This window comes from Poseidonibacter parvus (assembly GCF_001956695.1).
In the GTDB taxonomy this organism is placed as follows: Bacteria; Campylobacterota; Campylobacteria; order Campylobacterales; family Arcobacteraceae; genus Poseidonibacter; species Poseidonibacter parvus.
Genome location: NZ_CP019070.1, coordinates 2,554,368 through 2,574,691, shown reverse-complemented (window position 1 = coordinate 2,574,691; position 20,324 = coordinate 2,554,368). Strand labels below are relative to the sequence as shown.

Sequence of the window (20,324 nt, the reverse complement as noted above, 5' to 3'; positions counted from 1 at the left end):
ATGTTTACTTATCATTTTATATATTTTATAATACTCTCATAAAAATTGACAAAGGGGTCTTATGGAAAATTTTGCTGATGTAAAATATATATTAGATGGGTTTCTGTTTGTGTTTTCAGGAATCTTAGTTATGTGGATGGCCGCAGGTTTTGCGATGCTAGAAGCTGGGTTAACAAGAACAAAAAATAATGCGACTGTATTAACAAAAAATATGGCGTTATTCGCTATATCTTGTATTATGTATTATTTTGTAGGTTACAACTTAATGTATGGTGAGGGTTCATCTTTTATGGGAAGTTTCTCAACAATTGATATGGTAAGTGCACCAGATGCTGCTTATCCTGCTGCTGCTGATTTCTTCTTCCAAGTAATGTTCGTTGCAACTGCTGCGTCTGTTATTTCTGGTACTATTGCTGAAAGAATGAAATTATGGCCGTTCTTAATTTTTGTTGTTCTTTTATCTGGTGTTATTTATCCAATCCAAGGTCACTGGACATGGGGTGGAACAGAACTTGGTGGTGTAATTGCTGGTTTCTCTGATTTTGCTGGGTCTACTATTGTTCACTCTGTTGGTGGATGGGCTGCATTAGCTGGTGTTCTTATTTTAGGAGCAAGAAAAGGTAAATATGGTAAAAATGGACAAGTTAGACCAATTCCAGGTTCAAACTTAACATTAGCTACTTTAGGTACATTCATTTTATGGATGGGTTGGTTTGGATTTAATGGTGGTTCTCAATTAGCACTTGGTTCAAAAGGTGATATTGATGGTATTGCTATGGTTGTTGCTAATACAAATATGGCAGCTGCTGCAGGTGCTATTATGGCTGCTTTATTAACTCAACTGTTATACAAAAAAGTTGATTTAACAATGGTTTTAAATGGTGCATTAGCTGGTTTAGTTTCTTGTACTGCAGGTCCTGATTTAGGAATGACTGTTGCCTTTATTGAAGGTATTGTTGGTGGTGCTTTAATTGTATTTGCTGTTCCTTTATGGGATAAGTTAAGAATTGATGATCCTGTTGGTGCTTTATCTGTTCACTTAGTAGCAGGTATCTGGGGAACTTTAGCTGTTGGTATCTTTAATCCTGAAGTTACTATTATGGCTCAACTTAAAGGTATTGTTGTAATTGGAGCATTTGTATTTATTACTTCATTCATTATCTGGAAAATATTAGATATGGTAGTTGGATTAAGAGTTGATGAAGAAACTGAAATTAATGGTTTAGATATTCATGAAACTGGTTTAGAAGCATATCCAGAATTTAAAAGAGCATAGGTAAAGGAATTAAAATATGAAAAAAATTGAAGTAATAATTAAACCTTTTAAACTTGAAGATGTAAAAGATGCACTTGTTGAAGCTGGTATTACTGGTATGAGTGTATATGATGTAAAAGGTTATGGTAGACAACAAGGTCACTCTGAATTATACAGAGGGGCTGAGTACGTGGTAGATTTTTTACCAAAAATCAAAATTGATTTAGTAGTTCAAGAAGATATGGTTGATGTTGCAATTGATGCAATCGTTAACTCTGCTAAAACAGGTAAAATTGGAGATGGTAAGATTTTTGTATCATCTTTAGATGAAGTAGTAAGAATCAGAACTGAAGAAAAAGGTGCTGACGCAATCTAATTATAGTTCTTAAAAACTATACTGCAATTTAAGAAAATATACTTTTTTCTTAAATTGTATACTTTTTATACACCTAATCTTAATCAAATATTTTTTATACCTATATAATATAAATAAAACAAAAGGGTTTATTTATGAATATGGAATCTATCTCTTATATAATTGATACATTGTATGCTATTTTTGCAATGACATTAATTATTTTCATGGTACCAGGTTTTGCAATGCTAGAGGCTGGAATTGTAAGGACTAAAAACGTAACAGCAGTATTAACAATCAACACATTAATTTATGCAATTGCATCATTGGCTTTCCTTTTAATAGGTTATTCAATAGCTTTTGGAGATTTTGGAAGTGACTCAATGAGTAAGTGGGCAGCATTTATGTTCCAAATGGCTTTTGTTGGTAAAGTTGTAAATATTATGTCAGGTGGAGTAAGTGAAAGAGCAAAAGTTGTTCCTTTGGCAGTATTTACTGTTATTATGGCAGCAGTTTTATATCCACTTGTAGTAAATGTTACATGGGGATCAAATTTCTTAGATGGAACAATTCTTTCTTTATCAATGTATGATTTAGCTGGTTCAACTGTGATTCACTCTACTGGTGGATGGGCTTTATTAGCAGCAATTTTAATAATAGGTGCAAGAAAAGGAAGATATACAAAAGAGGGTGGAATTAGAGTAATCCCAGCTTCAAATATTCCTTTAGTTACTTTAGGAGCTTTTCTTTTATGGATAGGTTGGTTTGGATTTAATGGTGGTTCTGTTGGTTCTATTGCATCAAAAGATAATGCTGATGCTGTTGCATTAACTATTATGAACACAAATACAGCTGGACTTGCTGGTGCTATTATGGTTGCTTGTTTTATGCAGTTTAGATATAAAAAACTAGATTTAACAATGATTTTAAATGGTGCTTTAGGTGGATTAGTTGCAGTTACAGCTGGGCCTGATTTATATGATATTTATACTCCAATTTTAGTTGGTGCTATTGGTGGTATTATTGTTGTATTTGGTGTATCATTCTTTGATAAAATTAGAATTGATGATCCTGTTGGTGCATTATCAGTTCACTTACTTAACGGTATTTGGGGAACATTAGCAGTTGGTATTTTTGCATCTAATGGAAGTGATATTACACTTTTAGGTCAAGTAAAAGGTATTTTATTAGTTGCTGTATTTGCATTTACTTCTTCTTTTATTATATTATTTATAATAAATAAAATCATGCCTTTACGTGCTGATAATGACGAAGAGATGCAAGGATTAGATGTAGAAGAATGTGGTTTAGAAGCTTACCCAGAATTTAAACGAGCATTCTAATAATATATAAATTTATATAAATTTTGATAAAATAGAAACAATTAAAAAAGGATTAACTTTGAAAAAAATCGAAGCAGTAATAAAACCATTTAAACTAGAAGACGTAAAAGATGCCTTAACAGAAGCTGGAATCACTGGTATGACAGTATCTGATGTAAAAGGTTATGGTAGACAACAAGGTCACTCTGAGTTATATAGAGGGGCAGAATATGTAGTTGATTTTTTACCAAAAATTAAATTAGAATTAATTGTAGCAGAAGCTGATGTAGATAGTACAATTAAATTAATTACTGATTCAGCGAAAACTGGAAAAATCGGTGATGGTAAAATATTTGTTTCTGCAATTGAAAAAATTGTAAGAATCAGAACTGGTGAAGAAGATGAGGAAGCTATTTAATGAGTAGTTTAACTACTTTTGAAATAAATGAACCTTTAGATATGCACCTTCACTTACGTGATGGTGACATGTTAAAATTAGTGGGACCTTTAACTTCAAATACTTTTACAGGTGCTTTAATAATGCCTAACTTAGTACCTCCTATTACTACTAAAGAAGCATTACTATCTTATAAAGATAGAATTAAAGAAGCATGTAAAGATGATATTTTTGATCCACATGTTACTTTATTTTTTAAAGATGATTACTCATATGAGTTTTTGGAAAATATAAAAGATGATATTATTGGAATTAAACTTTATCCTGCAGGAATTACAACTAATTCTGAAACAGGTGTTTCATCTATGGATGTAGAAGTTTTAAGACCAACTTTAGAATCAATGAGTAAATTAGGTATTCCTTTTTGTGTTCATGGAGAAACTAATGGTTTTGTAATGGATAGAGAAAGAGAGTTTATGCCAATTTATGAATCAATTGCACAAGCTTTTCCTGATTTAAAAATCATAATGGAGCATATTACTACAAAAGATGCAGTTGAATTACTTGAAAAGTATGATAATTTACATGCAACTGTAACTTTACAACATTTACTTATTACTTTAGATGATGTTGCAGGTGGAATGCTTCAACCGCATTTATTTTGTAAGCCAATTGCAAAAAGACCTGAAGATAGATCTGCTTTATTAAATGCAGCACTTAAAGCTCATCCAAAGCTAATGTTTGGAAGTGATTCAGCTCCTCATCCTAAGCATAAAAAAGAATCTTGTGGTTGTGCAGCTGGAGTTTTTACTTCTCCAATAGCTTTACAGGTATTAGTTGAGTTATTTGAAGAACATAATTGTTTAGATAATTTAAATGATTTTGTGTCTTTAAATGCGCAAAGAGTTTATAATTTAAAGCCAAAGAAAAAAACTATAAAGTTAGTAAAAAAAGATTTCGTAGTTCCTGCAATTTATGAATATAAAAATGAAAATGTAGTACCTATGTATGCTAATGAAACATTAGCTTGGAGCATTGAAAAAAGTTAAGCTTTTTTCGATGTTCTATCTTCAAGAAGTTTTTTAATATTTGAAGATTTTTCTGCAGCTTTTACAATTCTTTCTTCTCTCATAACTCTTAATATTTCTAATGTTTCTTGTTTTTCTTTATCAAGATTAGACTGTATTTGAATAGCTTTTCTATTATTAGAAATACCCGATAATGATAAAAACTTCTCTTTTTTATTTATATAAATTTTATTTGAAGAAGAGGTTGCATTTTTATTAAAAACAATTACATCATCAACTTTTAAATTTAAAATATCTTCTGCGCTTAATTCAGTTTCAGCCATAATAGATTCTACATTCATTTTAGCACCTGATATTAAAGTTGTAATATCTTTTTTTCTAGAAGATTTTCTATTTTTACCTTCAGAAAATACTTTCTCAACAATTTTATTTAATAAAGGTTCAATATAAGAGATTGGATAACAAATTGATAAGAAACCTGATTCTTCATCGATAGTTATTTCTAAAACTACAAGTAAAACAATTTCATGATCAGAGATAATTTGAATGGCATTCGCATTCGTATCTCTAGATTCTGTTTTAAAGTTTAAAGTTGAAATCTCAGCCCACGTTTTATATAAATTTTTTATAAACATTTCATAAAAATGATCAAAAATCTCAATCTCAATTTCTGTTAATTCTCTATCAAGATTATCACTTGTATTTACAGCTCCAGAACCTAGTAATTCTGCAATAATCTTATGTGAAATACCAGGGTTACACTCGATTACAATTCTTCCTTCCATAGGTTTAATAGAAAGTGTATTTAACGATGTAATTTGTGGAATTGATAGTATAAATTCCCCATAAGTCATCTGCTCAATTGAGTAGAGTTTCACATCAACAATTTTTCTAAGCATTGCGGAAAGATCAGTAATAAAATCTCTTAGCATTTTATCGTGAATTGCTGAAAAGGCTTTAAACTGCTCCCCTGAGATACGATTAGGTTTTTTAAAATCGTAAATAGAATAGTTTTTTTCTTTTGATAATACCTTCTCCATTGGAGAAGAATCAATGTCTTCACCTTGCTCGGCAATATCTAAAAGGGCATCAATTTCATCTTGACTTAAAAATTCTGCCATATTATCCTCTTATCTCAAATTCAACATCAATAGCACCCATCTCTTTTATCATTTTAAGAGTATCTATTATTTCAGTCATTGGTAAGTTCATTACCTTCATAGATCTAACTAAATCTGAAACAGTTGGTGTTTTTTTCGTATTTATCATTGCATTATTAATATCAATTACAGGTTTATCTGCAATTTTAACATCATCACCAATATCTACACCTTTATTTTGTTTAGGATCAACCCATTGGTTATCAGTAAGTGCAGTTTTTTTAATTCTTATTGTAAAAGAATCTCTAGCAATTGTAACAGGTGATATTTCAATATCTGCACCAGCAATAATTGATTCTCTATTCATATCAATAATTATTTTCTTTTTAAAATCAGAACTTAAGGGAATATTCTCAACCATAGATATAAACTTGATTATAGATATTTCTTTTGGTTTATTTACTTTGATAGTTCTAGTATCAACTGCTCGTGCAAGTTTTCTTCCAAATTTTTTATTGATTTTAGTTTCAATTAGATCTGCATTTTTTGCAGAACTTTTATATAAACTTAATGTAATTGAGTCTTCCTCTTGTAAATTATAATTGATCTCATTTTCTACTGTTGCACCATCATAGATAAAACCTGTAGTTGTATTATTATTTGTTGCTACAATTGTACCTTGTGCTAAAGCATATACTTTACCATCCACACCTTTTAATTGTGTGATTAAAAGTTCACCATGATCAACAGATTTAGCATCACCTATTGTAGATACTTTTATTTTTATTTTATCTCCTTGTCTAGAAAAAGGAGGCAAGGTTCCCGTAACCATAACAGCTGCAATATTTTTTGAAGAAATAGAAGTTGCAGGAATTTTGATATATGAATTACGTAGTAAATTTTGTAAAGATTGCATAGTGAATTTTGATTTATCACCAGTACCAGCAAGACCAACAACTAAACCATATCCAATAAGTTGATTGTCTCTTATTCCAATGATATTTGAAATGTCTTTTACTGTTTGTGAGTATAAAGATGAAAAGAAAATTAATACTAATAAAAAATACTTCAATATGTTACCTTACGCTTAATTGATATTATTTTATCGTAAATTTAATAAAAAAAGGTATAATCTATGTAATAAAATTTATTATAGGGCACTGATTTGAATATTTATATTTATGGTAATAATAGTTTTAAAAAAGAAATTCATGAAACTTTAGAACATGCTAATATAAAATTTAAACTAGATAGCAATAGTGTTATCGAAGATATTGAAGATTTAGAATTACTAAAATCTACAATTGAAGCAAATCCTAATGATATTTACTTAATTGATGATGAAAAAATTATTAAAAAAAATGCACTTAATCAAAAAATAAAATTCTTAGCGCCAAAAGATGGTATAAAAGAAGAATTTTTATTTGATAATGGAATTGCTGATTTATCTGTAGATTCTTTAAAAGAAATTCCAAAATACATATTAAGAAAATACGAACAACAAAAAGAAATAGAGCCTAATATTCAAAGTTCAATTATTGATATTGTTGATGAAGCATACGAAGATGATATTGATGATATTGATGATATGGATGATATTAATATTGAATTAGATGAAGAGCTAGCCCAATTATTATCAAGTTCAAAAAATGACGATGATGAGATTTCTAATGTAGAAATCAAAAAAGATATTAACTTAGATGAGTTAGAAGGTTTAATTGAGCTTGAAGATGACTCTAATGAATTATCTAAAGAGGAATTGACTTCTTTAATTAATTTTGAAGAAGACGTGGGATTAAACAATACGACTTCTGATTACGATGAACAAAAAATTGAAGAAATACCAGAAGAAAATAGTTTAAATATCAATGAACTAGAAGATACAATTGAAGAAGAGTTTAAACAAGGAGAGGATATGTCTAAAGAGTTTACAGAACTTGATTCATTAAATGAGCAAGATATTTTAAATGCTTTAGAAGGAATTAATAGTCCAACTATTAGCTCAAATTCTAATACAAGCAATGAAAAAATTGAAGTAGAAAGTTCAAATGTTCAAGATATTGCAGAATTGATATCAAAATTATTGAATAACAAAACATTAGAAATTACAGTAAAGATTAAAGATTAATAGTGGATTTAATTGGTATTGCTGAGAACACTGTAAAGATTATTTTAATTCTAGGATTACCTTCATTACTTGTTAGTATGGTAATTGGATTAGTGATTTCAATTTTTCAAGCAGTAACACAAGTTAGTGATGCTTCATTAAGTTTTGTTCCAAAAGTAATATTTGTATCAGGGTTTATTTTAATATCTCTTCCTTGGATTGGAGACCATATTGAAACTTATACTAAAGACTTATGGGACTTAATACTAGTTTTTGGTAATTAAAAATGATTGACCAGTTATATAACTTAAAAAAAACACAAACAGATCAAAAGCTTATGCAAAAAGGTCTTTTATTATCAAAAATAGAGAGATTTGAAGCCGAGATTTTAATTACTAAAACTCAAATTGATTCAGCTAGTGTTCAAAAATTTGGAGCAATTTCAGATTTTGCAGTTTTAGAAATGCATAAGAATACTATGAGACTTCATATTCAAGAATTGAAAAAAAATAAAAAACTATTAAATGAAGAGTTAGAATTACTAATTAAAGATATAATAGAATTACAAAAAGAGACTGAACAGTTTGGATATATTTTAGAAGAGCAAAAACAAGAAGCAATTAAAAGAATATTAGTTGCTGAAGAAGAAGAAGCTAATGAATATATTCAAAGTAAATATATTTCAGGATAAAGGTTTATAAATTGATTAACAAAATAGTTATTTTTATATTATTTCCTATTTTTATATATGCAGCTAATGAAACAAGTAGTGAGCTTATAAAACAAAGAATTGAAATAAAAGAATTAAAAAAAGAGTTAAACTCTTTTTATAACCAAAAAGAAAAAGAGTATCAAGATAGAAAAAAAGAACTAGATACAATACTTTCTCAAATTAAAAAAGAAAAAGCTGAAATACAAGCTCTACATGACAAGAATCTATCAATTTTACAAGATATGACTGAAACAGTTAATAGTAAAACTGCAAAAGTCTATAATTCAATGAAACCAAAAATTTCAGCAGCTATTTTCAATGAAATGATTAGTGATGGAAAAATTGAAGATGTTTTTGATATAATTTTGAAACTAAAAGAAAAAAACGTAACATTATTAATGAAATATTTAAGTGTACCAAATGCTGCAAAATTGACGTTAATGCTTCAAGAATTTAAAGCAGAAAAATAAAAAGGGATAACAATGGCTGAAGAAGAAAATAAAGAAGAAACAAAAAGTTCAGGTGGAGGAAAAGGAATGATTATTGTTCTAATTGCACTTGTCGTAATCTTATTATTAGCAGTTGCCGGTGGAGCTTACTTCTTATATTCTCAAGGTATGTTTTCACCTAAAGATGGACAAAATCAAGAAGAAATGGTTAAGAAAGAAGAAGCTGGAGATTCAAAAGAAACATTTAAAGCTAATATTGATGATCTAGTATTAAATATCACTAATGCAAAAGGAAAAGAAAAACTAATGAAATTATCTTTTGCTGTAAAAAGTGTAGAACCTACAATTGCAGCATTAGTTGAAGAGTATAGAGCAGAAATCATTGATGTTGTTATTGCTCAAATTAGTGCTAGAAGTTCTGAAGAACTATTAACTGTTGGTGGAAAAGCATTACTAAAAGAAGAGCTTTTAGAAGAGATAAACGCTATAGTTAATGAAATGACATCAAATAATGAAGAAGTGAAAGCAAATAATATTAAAAAGATATTATTTACAACTTTTGTAATAAAATAGAAATATGATAGTAGCTATAAAAAGAAATAAAAAACAAAAAATAATTAAATTTATTTCCTTAGCAGTTTTAGTAGCAATGTTTGCTGGCTATTATATGTATATGAGTAAAGAGTTTGAAGAACAACAAAAAATTGAATTAGAAACAAAAAAAGCAGAAAAGTTAGAGGCTGAAGAGAAAAAAAAATATAAAAAGAATTTAGAAATTGCTATTTTAACAGAAATAGAAAAAGCTGTTGATTTAATAGGACAAAAATATATACAACATGTAAAAATTATTGAGAATAAAGTAGTAATTATTTGCGAACCAAAAACTAATTTAGATGCATTAAAAGTAAGGTATGGTTCTATGGCATTAATCAAAAATACACTAAATGAGATAATTATCGCAATTGATGTTAAATATATTGTTGAAAGTAGATTAAATGAAAAATAGTATACTGATATTAATAATCGCAGTATTTTTTACTGCATGTGGAATAACTGAAAAACAAGAAATAAGTTTTAATAAACCCAAAATACAAATCCCTAAAAAACAGCCAGCACCTAAAAATAATAAAGGTTCTTTGTATTCTATGCAAGGTGCTTCATTATTTGCAGATAAAAAAGATCTTCAAGTTGGTGATATTATCCAAATCAATATTAGTGAGTCTTTATCTTCAGATTCTACTAATTCAAGAGAATTATCAAGTAGTAGAGATAGTAATCTTGGTGGTGGGATATTAGCAAGTACTGGAACAAATAGTTTAAACGGGACAGTTAGTAGCTTAGCTAACAAGTTAAATGGTACATTAGGTGTGGGCTTTAGTACTAATAGTTCTTCTTCAGATTCAGGTGAAGCTACATCCTCATTTGATGAAACATTTGAGACTGTAATTTCTGCAATAATTGAAGAAACATACCAAAATGGTAATTATTTTATTAAAGGTTCAAAAGAGTTACTAATAGATGGGCAAAAGCAAGAAATAATTGTAAGTGGTGTAATTAGACCTTACGATATTACTTCTGATAACTCTATAGAATCTTCTCAAATGGCTAATTTAAAAGTTCTTTACGATAAAGAAGGTGAAGAAGCTGATATCATGGAAACACCATGGGGAACAAAAATAATAAGAGCAATTTGGCCATTTTAATCTAATTTTAAGAATTGTAATGCAATAATTAGATATCTTATCCTAAAGGAGTCTCTATGCTAGGTACATTAAATGTTTCACAGTCAGGGCTAAAAGCTGCACAAACAGCTGTTGAAAATGTATCAAATAATATTGCTAATGAGAATACTGAAGGATACAAAAAAAGAGTTGTTCAGCTTAGTGAATTAGAACAAAGTGATAGTAGAGTAACAGGACGAGGTGTTAGTTCAAGTACTGCTTATAGAATTACATCTCAATATATGTATGAAAATATTCTATCTGAAAACTCTAAAGTAAACCAATATGATAAACTGTCTTCTACTTTAGGCAATATTGAATCAATATTCCAAGAAACTGACACTAGTGGATTTTCTGCAGATTTAAATCGTTATTTACAAGCAGTTGAAAATTTACGTAGTAATCCAAATTCGGAAGTTTATGAAACAACTTTAAAGAATGAAGGAAATACTTTAGTTGAGTCATTACAAAATATTTATTCTGATATTGAAAAGCAACAATCTTTGGAAGCAGAAGATTTAAGTGCAAATGTTTCAACAATAAATGACATTCTTCAAGAAATTGGTGAAGTAAATCAAAAAATGGGACAGTATAACACTTCTTCAAATGATCTTTTAGATAAAAGAGACCAACTTGAAAAAGAATTATCAATGTATGTTGATATTGATGTTAGTACTCAAAATGGAGAATATGAACTAAAAATAGCAGGAACAACTGCTGTTAGATATAGTACAAACGTAAGAGCTCTTGAAATAGAAGAAGAAAAAACTCCTCAAATTGATAAGTATGTACAAGACGATGGTTCAAATCTTGCTATCACTTTTGACATTGGTGATGAAATTACTTATAAAATTAATAATGAATTTGAAGTTAGTATCACATATGGAGAATCTTTTACTGCTGATTTGAATAATGACGGTACAGAGACTACACAAACTGTTGATGGATCAAATTATATAAGGGCTTTATCAGATAAAATAAATGAAACAACAGGAATAGGCAATTTAGTAAAAGCATATAATGGTAACTATGAAACAGATTCTAATGGTGATAAAACAGAACTTTATCCAAATCAAGATAATTTTTTATTAATTGAGTCAAAAGTTGATGGACCTGATGGAAATTTTGAAGGTAGAATTACTGTAGTTAAAAATGATGCTTCAGGAACTATAGCAGAATCGCGAAGTAATTATTTTGCAGATGAAGATTATAGTAGTGAGTCAGAATCAAGAACATTCTTAAGTATTTATGATAGTGAAATTACTGTAAAAAGTGGAATATTAAAACCACAATTAGATAATTTAGATTCTACTTCTTATAATAACAAGATACAAGACTATAAAGATAAATTAGACTCTTTTGCTCAAACTCTGAGTGACTTAACTGATGCATATATTAAAGATGGTGATGACTATATTTATGGTGATACAAGTATTGATGGATCTGCATCAACTTATTCTGATTCTGAAATAAATCAGTTAAACCTATTTTCAGGTGGAAGTGTAATGACACTTAAATTTAATGAAAATAATGTTAATGATTTAGAGCAAGAAGATTTGGACTATTTGGCAACTTTACAATGGAAAAAAGATATTTCTTTTACTGGTGAAGAGCAAGATAGTACAAATAGTTCAGTTGCTTCATTATCAGAGTTTTTTCAAGATATACGAATAAATGTTTCTTCAGATAAAGAAAGTAATGAGTTTTTATTAACAACACAAGAGACTATTCAACAATCACTAGAAAATACATATAATGAATTAACGAAAGTTGATTCAGATGAAGAAATGATAAACTTAATTAAATTCCAAGCAGCTTATTCTGCAAATGCGAAGATAATTACAGCAATCGATGAAATGTTACAAGTTTTACTTGGATTAAAAAGATAATAGGAGGGCAAAATAATGGCTGAAGGTATTTTAGGTTTAGGTTCAGGACAAGCTGCTACTCTAGATCAAGAATTAATTGATAAACTAAAAACAGCAGAAAGGGCAGCAACTGTTGAACCAATAGAAACAAGTATTGAAGATATTGCAAGTGAAAATGAAGTTTTTACTACAATTGATGATAAAGTTAATGAATTTCTTGAAGCTGTAAAAGTATTTGACTTATTTGTAACTGGTGGGACTACGGCATTTGATGAAAAAACAGCAACAGCTTCAGGTAGTTCAGTTACATTTGATGCTGCAGATGTTTCTTCATTAAACACAGGAATTACAACTGTTAATATCACATCTTTGGCACAAAAAGATGTATATCAATCAAATGCAATTACTGAAACAGAAAAAGATGCAGCTATTACAGGAATGGGAGATTTAACTATTAATGGTGAAACTTTTGCCACTGAAGGAAAAACTTATCAAGAATTAGCAGATAAAATTGATGCAAGTGATGATATAAATGCATCAATAGAACAAGTTGGTAGTGATTCTTTCAGGTTAGTTTTAAAAAGTAATGAATCAGGAATTGATAATGCACTTTCAATTTCAGGTGTTGCGGCGGCTGATGATAAATTTGGATTTAATAAAACTGAGGATATTGATGATGGTAATGGAGGGACGGTTTCTGTTTCCGTTAATCATACATTAGTAGCACAAAATATGGAAGCAACAGTTGATGGTGTTTCATATAGTGTTTCTTCAAATAGTTTGGAAGTTGATGGTTTAAGTATTACTGCAACTGAAACAGGAACATCTAGTATAAATATTACAAAAGATAATACAACTGTTGAAAGTAGCATGAATGAATTTATTACACAATACAATGGACTTGTTGCTTTAATTGAAGATGAAGTTTATTCTGCTGATTCTTTTATTGAAGATAAATCTGCACTTAGAGATATTATTTCTCAAATAAAAGATAAGTTATTTGGAACTTATGGGGAAGATTCTGATAAATCAGTTTTTAATTATGGTTTTGAATTAGATAGTACTGGAGTGCTTTCTTTAGATTCTACTGCGTTTAATAATGCACTTGATGAAGACCCAGATTTAATGAAAAGTATTTTTATTGGAACTGCTGAGAATGAAGGTATGGGAACACAACTAAAAGCACTAATTGATGATATGGGTTATACAGATGGAGTAATAGGGTTATATGAATCTTCATTATTATCCAGAGAAGAGATTTTAAATGATGATTTAGAAGAAGCTGAAGAAACTTTAGATGATAAATATTCTGCATTATCTGCACAATTTGCATCTTATGCTGCAATTATTACATTATATGAAACATCATTTTCAGGTTTAGAATCAATAATAGCAGAGGCATATTCTGACTAGGAATAAAATTATTTTTTAATATTCAATGATGTATTTAAGAAAGAATATAATATACTACATAATGAAAATTAGTGAATGGAGATACAATATATGGGAATAGAAGCTTATAATCAACAAAATGCAGTATCAGATGATCCTTATGTTTTAGTTTTAAAACTTTATGAAGGTGTTATTAAATATTTGTCTTTTGTTAAAAGTTCAATTGAAGATGGAAATATTGAAGCTAAATTTACATATATAAATAAATCTATTGCAATATTTGATGAGTTAAGAAATGTTCTTGATTTTGATGGCGGAGATGTTGCTTATTATCTTGATGGTTTATATCTTTACCAAATAGAAACACTTTTTGCAGCTGGAGTTGATGATAATATAAACTCTATAAACCAAGTAATGAAAGTTACTCAAGGATTGATTGACGCATGGAAAGACGAAACAGGTCTATAGAAGCTCTTAAAAGGCTTATTTATATTGATTCATTAGATGCAGTAGAAAGAGCTGCTGCATTAGTAAAATGGCATGATGATTACTTACTTAAAAGTGACATTAGAGATTTTGATTTAGAATTAAATGAGTTCAAGCAATTAGAAGAACTTTTCTTTAAAAATATAAACTTTCTAAAAAAACATAAAGAAGATAGTAGATTAGAACTTATTAGATTAAGTAAAGTTAAAAAATTTTTACAGCACTAAATTTTTTACTTCAATTTCTTTTTCTTTTACGTAAGCTCTAATATTTTTTGGTATTTTTAATATTCTACACTTCTCTTTAAACTTTTTGTCCATTGTTTTTAATGACTTAGGACAAATCCAAATATAATCATCTTCTATTGTTATTGAAATCTTATTTGATATAACAATACTTTTTTGTTTTAAAATCTCTTTTCTTTGAGCCTTTGATAATAAAACACCTCTTTTTTTTAATGACAAATCAATAATTCTGATATTTAAATTATCATCATCTAAATTTTTAAAAACTTCTAGTTCTTCAATTTCTATTATTGCTTTATTTTTAAAGTTTAAAGACTTGATATCTTCTTGCAAGTAGATGAAAGAGTTAATTATCCCGTCTTTATATTCATCAAGAAATCTATCAGAAAAATTATGACGAAAATAATTTCTTTTATACTTCTCATCACTATTACTTGAATCAATAAAATACTTTATATCTCTTTTTTGAAGATAGTTTTCTAATTCTTCTTTTGAAATAGTAAGTAAGGGTTTGTATATTTTATACGTATCTTTAATTTCAAACTCGTTAAAACCAATTAATTCAATTAATCCTGCACCCTTGCTTAGTTGCATTAAAAACCATTCTAATTTATCATTTAGTTGATGTGCTGTAATTAATATTTCATAGTTATTATTTTGTATAATTTCTTTAAAAAAACTGTATCTAATATCTCTTGCAGTTTTTTCAAAATTTGATTTTGATTGAAGTTCTACTTCTTTATAAAATATTTTTTTATTGTATTTTTTTGCTAAGTCTTTAGCATATTGAAGTTCTTCTTTTGATTCATCTCTTGTATTATAATTTACAATTGCTATATCAAAATCTATGTCTTTTTCTAAAAGTAAAAAGAATAGTGCAGAAGAGTCAATACCTGCTGAAAAAGCAAGTAAATTTTTTGACTCTTTTACCGCAGAAAAATCTAAGTTCATATTTTAAAGTTTATTTAATTACTGTAGCTAGTAGTTTATCACCTGAAAGTTCAGTAACTCTTACTGTATAAATTTGCCCAAAAGCTAATTGCTCTGGATTGTTCTCATCATATAATTCATTGTCATTGATATATATTTCACCATCAATATCAGGAGCCCAAGTAGTTTTTCTTGCACTTAATAAAAATTCGTGTTCATCACTTTCTCCATCAATATAAACTTCAAAAGTCTTTCCAATTTCTTTTTCTAATGATTCTTGAGTTGTTTTAGCAATTATTTCACCAATTTCATCTGCTCTTTGATCAATAATTTCTTGATCGATTAAAGCATCAGATTTTGCAGCTGCTGTTCCTTCTTCTGTTGAATAAGAAAAAACATTTGCACGGTCAAATTTATAGTTTGCAATATATTCACATAATGCTTCATGGTCTTCTTGTGTCTCACCTGGGTGACCTGCAATAAATGTAGTTCTTACAAATGAATTTGGTTTTGATTTCATATGATCCATTAATTCATTTAATTTTTCAACACCTTTCCCTCTTTTCATAATCTTAAGCATTGAAGGAGTTATATGTTGTAAAGGCATATCAAAATAGTTTTCAAAAGTTTTTGATTCGGCAATTGTATCTATTAGTGAAAGTGTTGTAGTTGAAGGGTAAAGATATAAAATTCTAGCTGTTTTAATACCTTCTATTTTATCAACTTCATTTATTAGTTGTTCTAAACCATCTTTTTGGCCTTGATCTCTTAAAAATGATGAAGAGTCTTGAGATACAAAAGAAAAATCTGTATAACCTTTTGAAACTAAAGATTTTACCTCTTTTACAAGTGATTGAAGTGTTCTAGAGTGAAGTTTTCCTTTAAAACTAGGAATTGCACAGAATGAACATGTTTGATTACAGCCTTCACTTAATTTCACATATGCATGATATGAAGAACCTGTTATTACTCTTTCATTTGTGTCTGAGGCTAAGAATACTTGATTTGTAAAAGCACTTCTTTTTTGATCAACTAATTCATCAATTCTGTCATAATCTCCAACACCTGTAAAAATATCAACTTCTGGTATCTCTTTTTGAAGTTCTTCTTGATATCTTTGTGTTAAACAACCAGCAACAACAAGTACTGATTCATCTTTTCTTTGTTCGTGTAAATCTAAAATTGTATTAATACTTTCTTCTTTAGCAGAATCAATAAATCCACATGTATTAACTATTAAAACGTCTGCGTTTGTTGCATCATCACTTATTTTATAATCTTTTAGTTTACCTAGCATAATCTCTGAGTCTACAAGGTTTTTTGTACAACCTAAAGATACAAGATGCAAAGATTTAACAGGGTTTTGTGCTGAGAATTTCATATATTATTAAGACCTTAATTTTTTTGCAATTTTAGCATAAAAAAAACTTAAATCCAAATATTATCAAGTAGCCTGGTATTTCCAAATCGTACAACAATTAAAATTATTGTATTTTTAAGTTCAATTGTATCTATTTCATCAAATTCTCTATTTACAATTGCTGTATATTCTATATCTAAATCTTTTAATACTTCTTCAATTCTTCTTTTTACAAGAATTGAGTTTAACTCACCTTTTGAAATTAATGAAGCTGCTGTGTATAAAGATTGAGATAAAAGTAAAGCTTCTTTTCTTTGTTTTTCATCTAAATAAACATTTCGTGAACTCATTGCAAGTCCGTCTTTTTCTCTTATAATATCACAAGCAACAATATTAATTGGAAGAAATAAATTTTTAACCATTTGCATAATTAGTGATAATTGTTGTGCATCTTTTTTCCCAAAATAAGCATTGTTAGGTTGAGTGATTCCAAAAAGTTTTAAAACAACTTGCAATACTCCATCAAAATGCCCAGGTCTAGTAAGACCTTCAAGCATGTAGCTTTTATTTGGTGCTTTTATTAAAATCTCTTCTTTTGAATACATTGTTGAAATATCAGGCATAAACAAGTAATCAACTTTACATAATTCACAAATCTTTTTATCAGCTTCATCTCGTCTTGGATATGAATCTAAATCTTCACCTTCAAGAAACTGTGTAGGATTTACAAAAATTGATACTACAACAATTTCATTCTCTTCTCTAGCTTTTTTTATTAAAGATATATGTCCATCATGTAATGCACCCATTGTAGGTACAAAACCTACACTTGATGTAATAGTTTTTCTAATAGCTTGAACTTCTTCAATAGTTTTTAATATTTTCAATACATTTCCTTGATTTAAAAAAGTGAATTATATCACTTTCCGTCATAATTTGGATTTAATTTTAGTAAAACTAAATCAGCTATCATATTTCCAATTAGTGTTAAAAATGCTCCAATTATTAATATCCCCATAATTACAGGATAATCATGACTTAATGCACTTTGAAAAAATAGTAATCCCATTCCATCAATTGAAAATATAGTTTCAAGTATTACAGACCCACCAATAATTCCAGGAAGTGAAAGTCCTAAAAGTGTAATAACGGGAGGATATAAATTTGGTAAAATATAATATCTCAGAATTTGCCTATCATTTAAAGCTCTTGATTTTGCAAAAAATATGTAATCTGATTTTAATATTTCAATAGTTAAAGACCTAATATATAATGTTAAACTTCCAATTCCTCCAAATACTATAATAGTAATAGGCATTATTAAATGCCAAGCAAAATCTAAATAATAGTTCAAACTTCCATCGTTAGGAACGGAATGAAGTCCTGCAATTGGTAAAACTTCATAAGTAATAGAAAAAACTAAAACTCCTAAAAGTGCAAGATAAAATGAAGGCATAGAAAAACTAATAAGTGAAAGCTGGTTTACAAATTTATCAAAAAAGCTATTTTTATTTAAAGCTGCTTTTATTCCTAAATATAAAGATAAAACAAAAATTAAAAACATTGAAATTATATTTATAATCAAAGTAATAGGAATTCTTGTTAAAATCTCATCTTTTACCATAGAACCACTTGCAAAAGAAATCCCAAAATCAAATTGTATTATTGCAATAATCCAAGAGTAAAACTGCATATATAAAGGTTTATCCAAACCATAAATTGCTTTTAATTGAGCAATTGATTCTTCTGTAATATTAGGGTTTAAAGAACCACTTGCAAAAAATGAATTAGGTGCTAGATTTATTGCTAAAAAAGAAATAAGGCTAATAATAAAAAGCATAATAATTAAGTATAATAGTTTATTCAAAAATAATTTCATAAAATGATTATACAGGATAAGTGTTTATAAATTGGTGATTTTATTAGTAGGCTTTACAAAAAACTAAATCTAAAGAGAAAAAATGAGAATATTACATGCTTTAGCACAAAGACCAGGGAAAACTGGAAGTGGTGTATTTTTACAACAATTATTTAAAACTGGTTTTGAAAAAAATTATGAACAAGCAGTATTAGCAGGTGTTCCTATCTATGAACAAGACCCTGGAATTGATAATTTAGATTTAAAAAACTTTTATCCTGTATTATTTGAAACAAAAGAGCTAGATTTTCCTGTTGTTGGAATGAGTGATGTTATGCCATATTCTAGTACAAAGTATAGTTCTTTAGATCAAAAAATGTTTAAAGCATATGAAAAAGCCTTTAAAAAAATCATAAAAAAAGCAGTTGAGGATTTTAAACCAGATGTAGTAATTTGTAATCATATTTGGCTTTTATGTACTTTTATAAAAGATTTATATCCGGATTTAAAAGTATTAGTTTTATGTCATGGAACTGATTTAAGACAGCTTGAGCGCTCACCTATGTTAGTACCCATTGTAAAAGAAAAAGTGCCAAAGTGTGATTATCTTTTTGCTTTAAATTCTGCACAAGAAAAAGAGATAAAAGAACTTTATGATTTAAAAGAAAATCAAGTAATTACAAGTGGAAGTGGCTATAACCCTGAAATGTTTTTTCCAATAAAAAGAGATAAAAATAAAAAAATAAAAATTGCATACATAGGAAAAATATGTAATTACAAAGGTGTACCAAATCTTTTAAATGCAATTGATAAAAGTAAAAACTATGAAAATATTGAATTAAATTTAATTGGTCATGGAAATGTAGAAGAGAGTGTTGAAATTATAGATAGTATAAAAGTAAGAAAAACGCAAATAAACTATTTAGGTGCAATTGCACAAGATGAATTAGCAAAGTTTTTACGAAGTTGTGACATATTTATTCTTCCTTCTTTTTTTGAAGGACTTCCTTTAGTTGTAATCGAAGCCTTAGCTTCAGGTGCAAAAGTTATATGTACAAATTTACCAGGTCTTGATGATTTTTTAGGAGAAGATTTAAAAGATTTAAAAGCTATTAGGTATATAAAAATGCCAAGATTAAAAAATGTAGATACTCCTTTTAGTGAAGATATTGAAGGTTTTGAAGAAGATATTTTAAAAAATATTGATGCAGTTTGTCAAGAGATAGTAGATAATCAAGAATACAAAATAGATGAAGTAATAAAAACTTTAGAAGATAAAACTTGGCATGGATTATTTAATAGACTTGCAAAGTATTTCTAATAAACACAGTCGAAACAAGATATAATTCTTTGAATTAATGATATAAAAAAGATAGGTTTAAAATGACAGGAATAGATATAGCTTCTATTAATAGAATAAAAAAAATGTATGAAAAATTTGGTAGACGTGCTTATGAAAAATTTTTAAATGAAGAGGAAATAGCTTTAATTAAAAGACCAGAAACTGCTGCAGGTTTTTGGGCTGCTAAAGAAGCTGCAAGTAAAGCAATTGGCACAGGTATTGGAGCTGATTGTTCTTTTCATGATATTAAAATATCAAAAACAGAAAAAGGTGCTCCAAAGATTAAATATAAGAAAAAGGTGCGAAAAAAATTTAATATTAAAGAGTCTCATGTTTCTATTACACATGATGAAGGTTTTGCAATAGCAGTTGTTCATAATATCTTAAAATAAAGAGA

Annotated in this window: 24 protein-coding genes; 18 read left to right on the top strand and 6 right to left on the bottom strand. The window is 28.2% G+C overall.

Annotated features, from left to right (window positions below; genetic code table 11):
* Nucleotides 1-61: 61 nt before the first annotated feature.
* The 5 genes from amt to pyrC all read left to right on the top strand — a co-directional run bounded on the left by amt (nt 62) and on the right by pyrC (nt 4,378).
* Entirely contained in the window at nt 62-1,276 is a 1,215-nt protein-coding gene (amt, locus tag LPB137_RS12695; RefSeq protein WP_076088657.1) for an ammonium transporter, read from the top strand.
* Nucleotides 1,277-1,292: 16 nt separating this feature from the next.
* Nucleotides 1,293-1,631 (top strand): P-II family nitrogen regulator, encoded by a 339-nt coding sequence (locus tag LPB137_RS12690; protein ID WP_076088655.1) that lies wholly within the window; start codon nt 1,293-1,295, stop codon nt 1,629-1,631.
* A 134-nt stretch (nt 1,632-1,765) separates the two neighbouring features.
* On the top strand, nt 1,766-2,953 hold the full coding sequence (locus tag LPB137_RS12685) for an ammonium transporter (protein WP_083657261.1): 1,188 nt from the start codon (nt 1,766-1,768) through the stop codon (nt 2,951-2,953).
* Between the two features lie 58 nt (nt 2,954-3,011).
* Entirely contained in the window at nt 3,012-3,350 is a 339-nt protein-coding gene (locus tag LPB137_RS12680; protein ID WP_076088653.1) for a P-II family nitrogen regulator, read from the top strand.
* Complete coding sequence (gene pyrC, locus LPB137_RS12675; RefSeq protein WP_076088651.1) at nt 3,350-4,378, top strand: dihydroorotase; 1,029 nt, start codon at nt 3,350-3,352, stop codon at nt 4,376-4,378. Before LPB137_RS12680 ends, pyrC begins: the two co-directional genes overlap by 1 nt.
* On the opposite strand, the gene fliM is transcribed toward pyrC, so the two are convergent.
* The gene (fliM, locus tag LPB137_RS12670; RefSeq protein WP_076088649.1) at nt 4,375-5,478 is read right to left on the bottom strand and encodes a flagellar motor switch protein FliM; all 1,104 of its coding nucleotides are present in this window, start codon (nt 5,476-5,478) and stop codon (nt 4,375-4,377) included. The two genes, pyrC and fliM, sit on opposite strands and share 4 nt — an antisense overlap.
* A gap of 1 nt (nt 5,479) precedes the next feature.
* Entirely contained in the window at nt 5,480-6,529 is a 1,050-nt protein-coding gene (locus LPB137_RS12665; protein ID WP_076088647.1) for a flagellar basal body P-ring protein FlgI, read from the bottom strand.
* A 93-nt stretch (nt 6,530-6,622) separates the two neighbouring features.
* On the opposite strand from LPB137_RS12665, the gene LPB137_RS12660 reads away from it, so the two are divergent.
* The 11 genes from LPB137_RS12660 (at nt 6,623) to LPB137_RS12610 (ending at nt 14,419) form a co-directional block, all read left to right on the top strand.
* Nucleotides 6,623-7,585, top strand: coding sequence for a hypothetical protein (locus LPB137_RS12660; RefSeq protein WP_076088645.1), 963 nt, complete (start codon nt 6,623-6,625; stop codon nt 7,583-7,585).
* Nucleotides 7,586-7,587: 2 nt separating this feature from the next.
* A complete protein-coding gene (locus tag LPB137_RS12655) occupies nt 7,588-7,848 on the top strand; it encodes a flagellar biosynthetic protein FliQ (RefSeq protein ID WP_076088643.1) in 261 nt (86 codons plus the stop codon).
* Nucleotides 7,849-7,850: 2 nt separating this feature from the next.
* On the top strand, nt 7,851-8,255 hold the full coding sequence (locus LPB137_RS12650; RefSeq protein ID WP_076088641.1) for a hypothetical protein: 405 nt from the start codon (nt 7,851-7,853) through the stop codon (nt 8,253-8,255).
* Between the two features lie 11 nt (nt 8,256-8,266).
* Nucleotides 8,267-8,746, top strand: coding sequence for a MotE family protein (locus LPB137_RS12645; protein ID WP_076088639.1), 480 nt, complete (start codon nt 8,267-8,269; stop codon nt 8,744-8,746).
* A 12-nt stretch (nt 8,747-8,758) separates the two neighbouring features.
* A complete protein-coding gene (locus tag LPB137_RS12640) occupies nt 8,759-9,298 on the top strand; it encodes a flagellar basal body-associated FliL family protein (RefSeq protein WP_076088637.1) in 540 nt (179 codons plus the stop codon).
* A 4-nt stretch (nt 9,299-9,302) separates the two neighbouring features.
* Nucleotides 9,303-9,731 carry a hypothetical protein gene (locus tag LPB137_RS12635; protein WP_076088635.1) on the top strand — a complete coding sequence of 143 codons (429 nt, stop codon included), beginning with the start codon at nt 9,303-9,305 and terminating at the stop codon, nt 9,729-9,731.
* Nucleotides 9,721-10,428, top strand: a complete 708-nt coding sequence (locus LPB137_RS12630; RefSeq protein WP_076088633.1) for a flagellar basal body L-ring protein FlgH — start codon at nt 9,721-9,723, stop codon at nt 10,426-10,428. The genes LPB137_RS12635 and LPB137_RS12630 overlap by 11 nt, the downstream gene beginning before the upstream one ends.
* 56 nt (nt 10,429-10,484) lie before the next feature.
* Complete coding sequence (locus LPB137_RS12625; protein ID WP_076088631.1) at nt 10,485-12,335, top strand: flagellar hook-associated protein FlgK; 1,851 nt, start codon at nt 10,485-10,487, stop codon at nt 12,333-12,335.
* 15 nt (nt 12,336-12,350) lie between these two features.
* A complete protein-coding gene (fliD, locus tag LPB137_RS12620; RefSeq protein ID WP_076088629.1) occupies nt 12,351-13,727 on the top strand; it encodes a flagellar filament capping protein FliD in 1,377 nt (458 codons plus the stop codon).
* Nucleotides 13,728-13,817: 90 nt separating this feature from the next.
* Nucleotides 13,818-14,174: a flagellar export chaperone FliS gene (fliS, locus tag LPB137_RS12615; protein ID WP_076088627.1), complete on the top strand. Its 357-nt coding sequence runs from the start codon at nt 13,818-13,820 to the stop codon at nt 14,172-14,174.
* Nucleotides 14,150-14,419 (top strand): hypothetical protein, encoded by a 270-nt coding sequence (locus tag LPB137_RS12610; protein WP_076088625.1) that lies wholly within the window; start codon nt 14,150-14,152, stop codon nt 14,417-14,419. Before fliS ends, LPB137_RS12610 begins: the two co-directional genes overlap by 25 nt.
* Here LPB137_RS12610 and tilS read toward each other — a convergent pair.
* From tilS to LPB137_RS12590, 4 genes are read right to left on the bottom strand one after another with little or no spacing between them, the layout of a single operon-like run.
* On the bottom strand, nt 14,408-15,388 hold the full coding sequence (tilS, locus tag LPB137_RS12605) for a tRNA lysidine(34) synthetase TilS (RefSeq protein ID WP_076088623.1): 981 nt from the start codon (nt 15,386-15,388) through the stop codon (nt 14,408-14,410). The genes LPB137_RS12610 and tilS overlap by 12 nt on opposite strands.
* Before the next feature lie 10 nt (nt 15,389-15,398).
* On the bottom strand, nt 15,399-16,748 hold the full coding sequence (rimO, locus tag LPB137_RS12600; RefSeq protein ID WP_076088621.1) for a 30S ribosomal protein S12 methylthiotransferase RimO: 1,350 nt from the start codon (nt 16,746-16,748) through the stop codon (nt 15,399-15,401).
* A gap of 47 nt (nt 16,749-16,795) precedes the next feature.
* Complete coding sequence (panC, locus tag LPB137_RS12595; protein ID WP_076088619.1) at nt 16,796-17,614, bottom strand: pantoate--beta-alanine ligase; 819 nt, start codon at nt 17,612-17,614, stop codon at nt 16,796-16,798.
* Between the two features lie 32 nt (nt 17,615-17,646).
* Nucleotides 17,647-18,606: an ABC transporter permease gene (locus LPB137_RS12590; RefSeq protein WP_076088617.1), complete on the bottom strand. Its 960-nt coding sequence runs from the start codon at nt 18,604-18,606 to the stop codon at nt 17,647-17,649.
* 82 nt (nt 18,607-18,688) lie between these two features.
* Here LPB137_RS12590 and LPB137_RS12585 point away from each other — a divergent pair, with 82 nt between their 5' ends.
* Both LPB137_RS12585 and acpS read left to right on the top strand, forming a co-directional pair.
* Nucleotides 18,689-19,906: a glycosyltransferase family 4 protein gene (locus LPB137_RS12585; protein WP_076088615.1), complete on the top strand. Its 1,218-nt coding sequence runs from the start codon at nt 18,689-18,691 to the stop codon at nt 19,904-19,906.
* Nucleotides 19,907-19,968: 62 nt separating this feature from the next.
* Entirely contained in the window at nt 19,969-20,319 is a 351-nt protein-coding gene (gene acpS, locus LPB137_RS12580; RefSeq protein WP_076088613.1) for a holo-ACP synthase, read from the top strand.
* Nucleotides 20,320-20,324 lie beyond the last annotated feature (5 nt).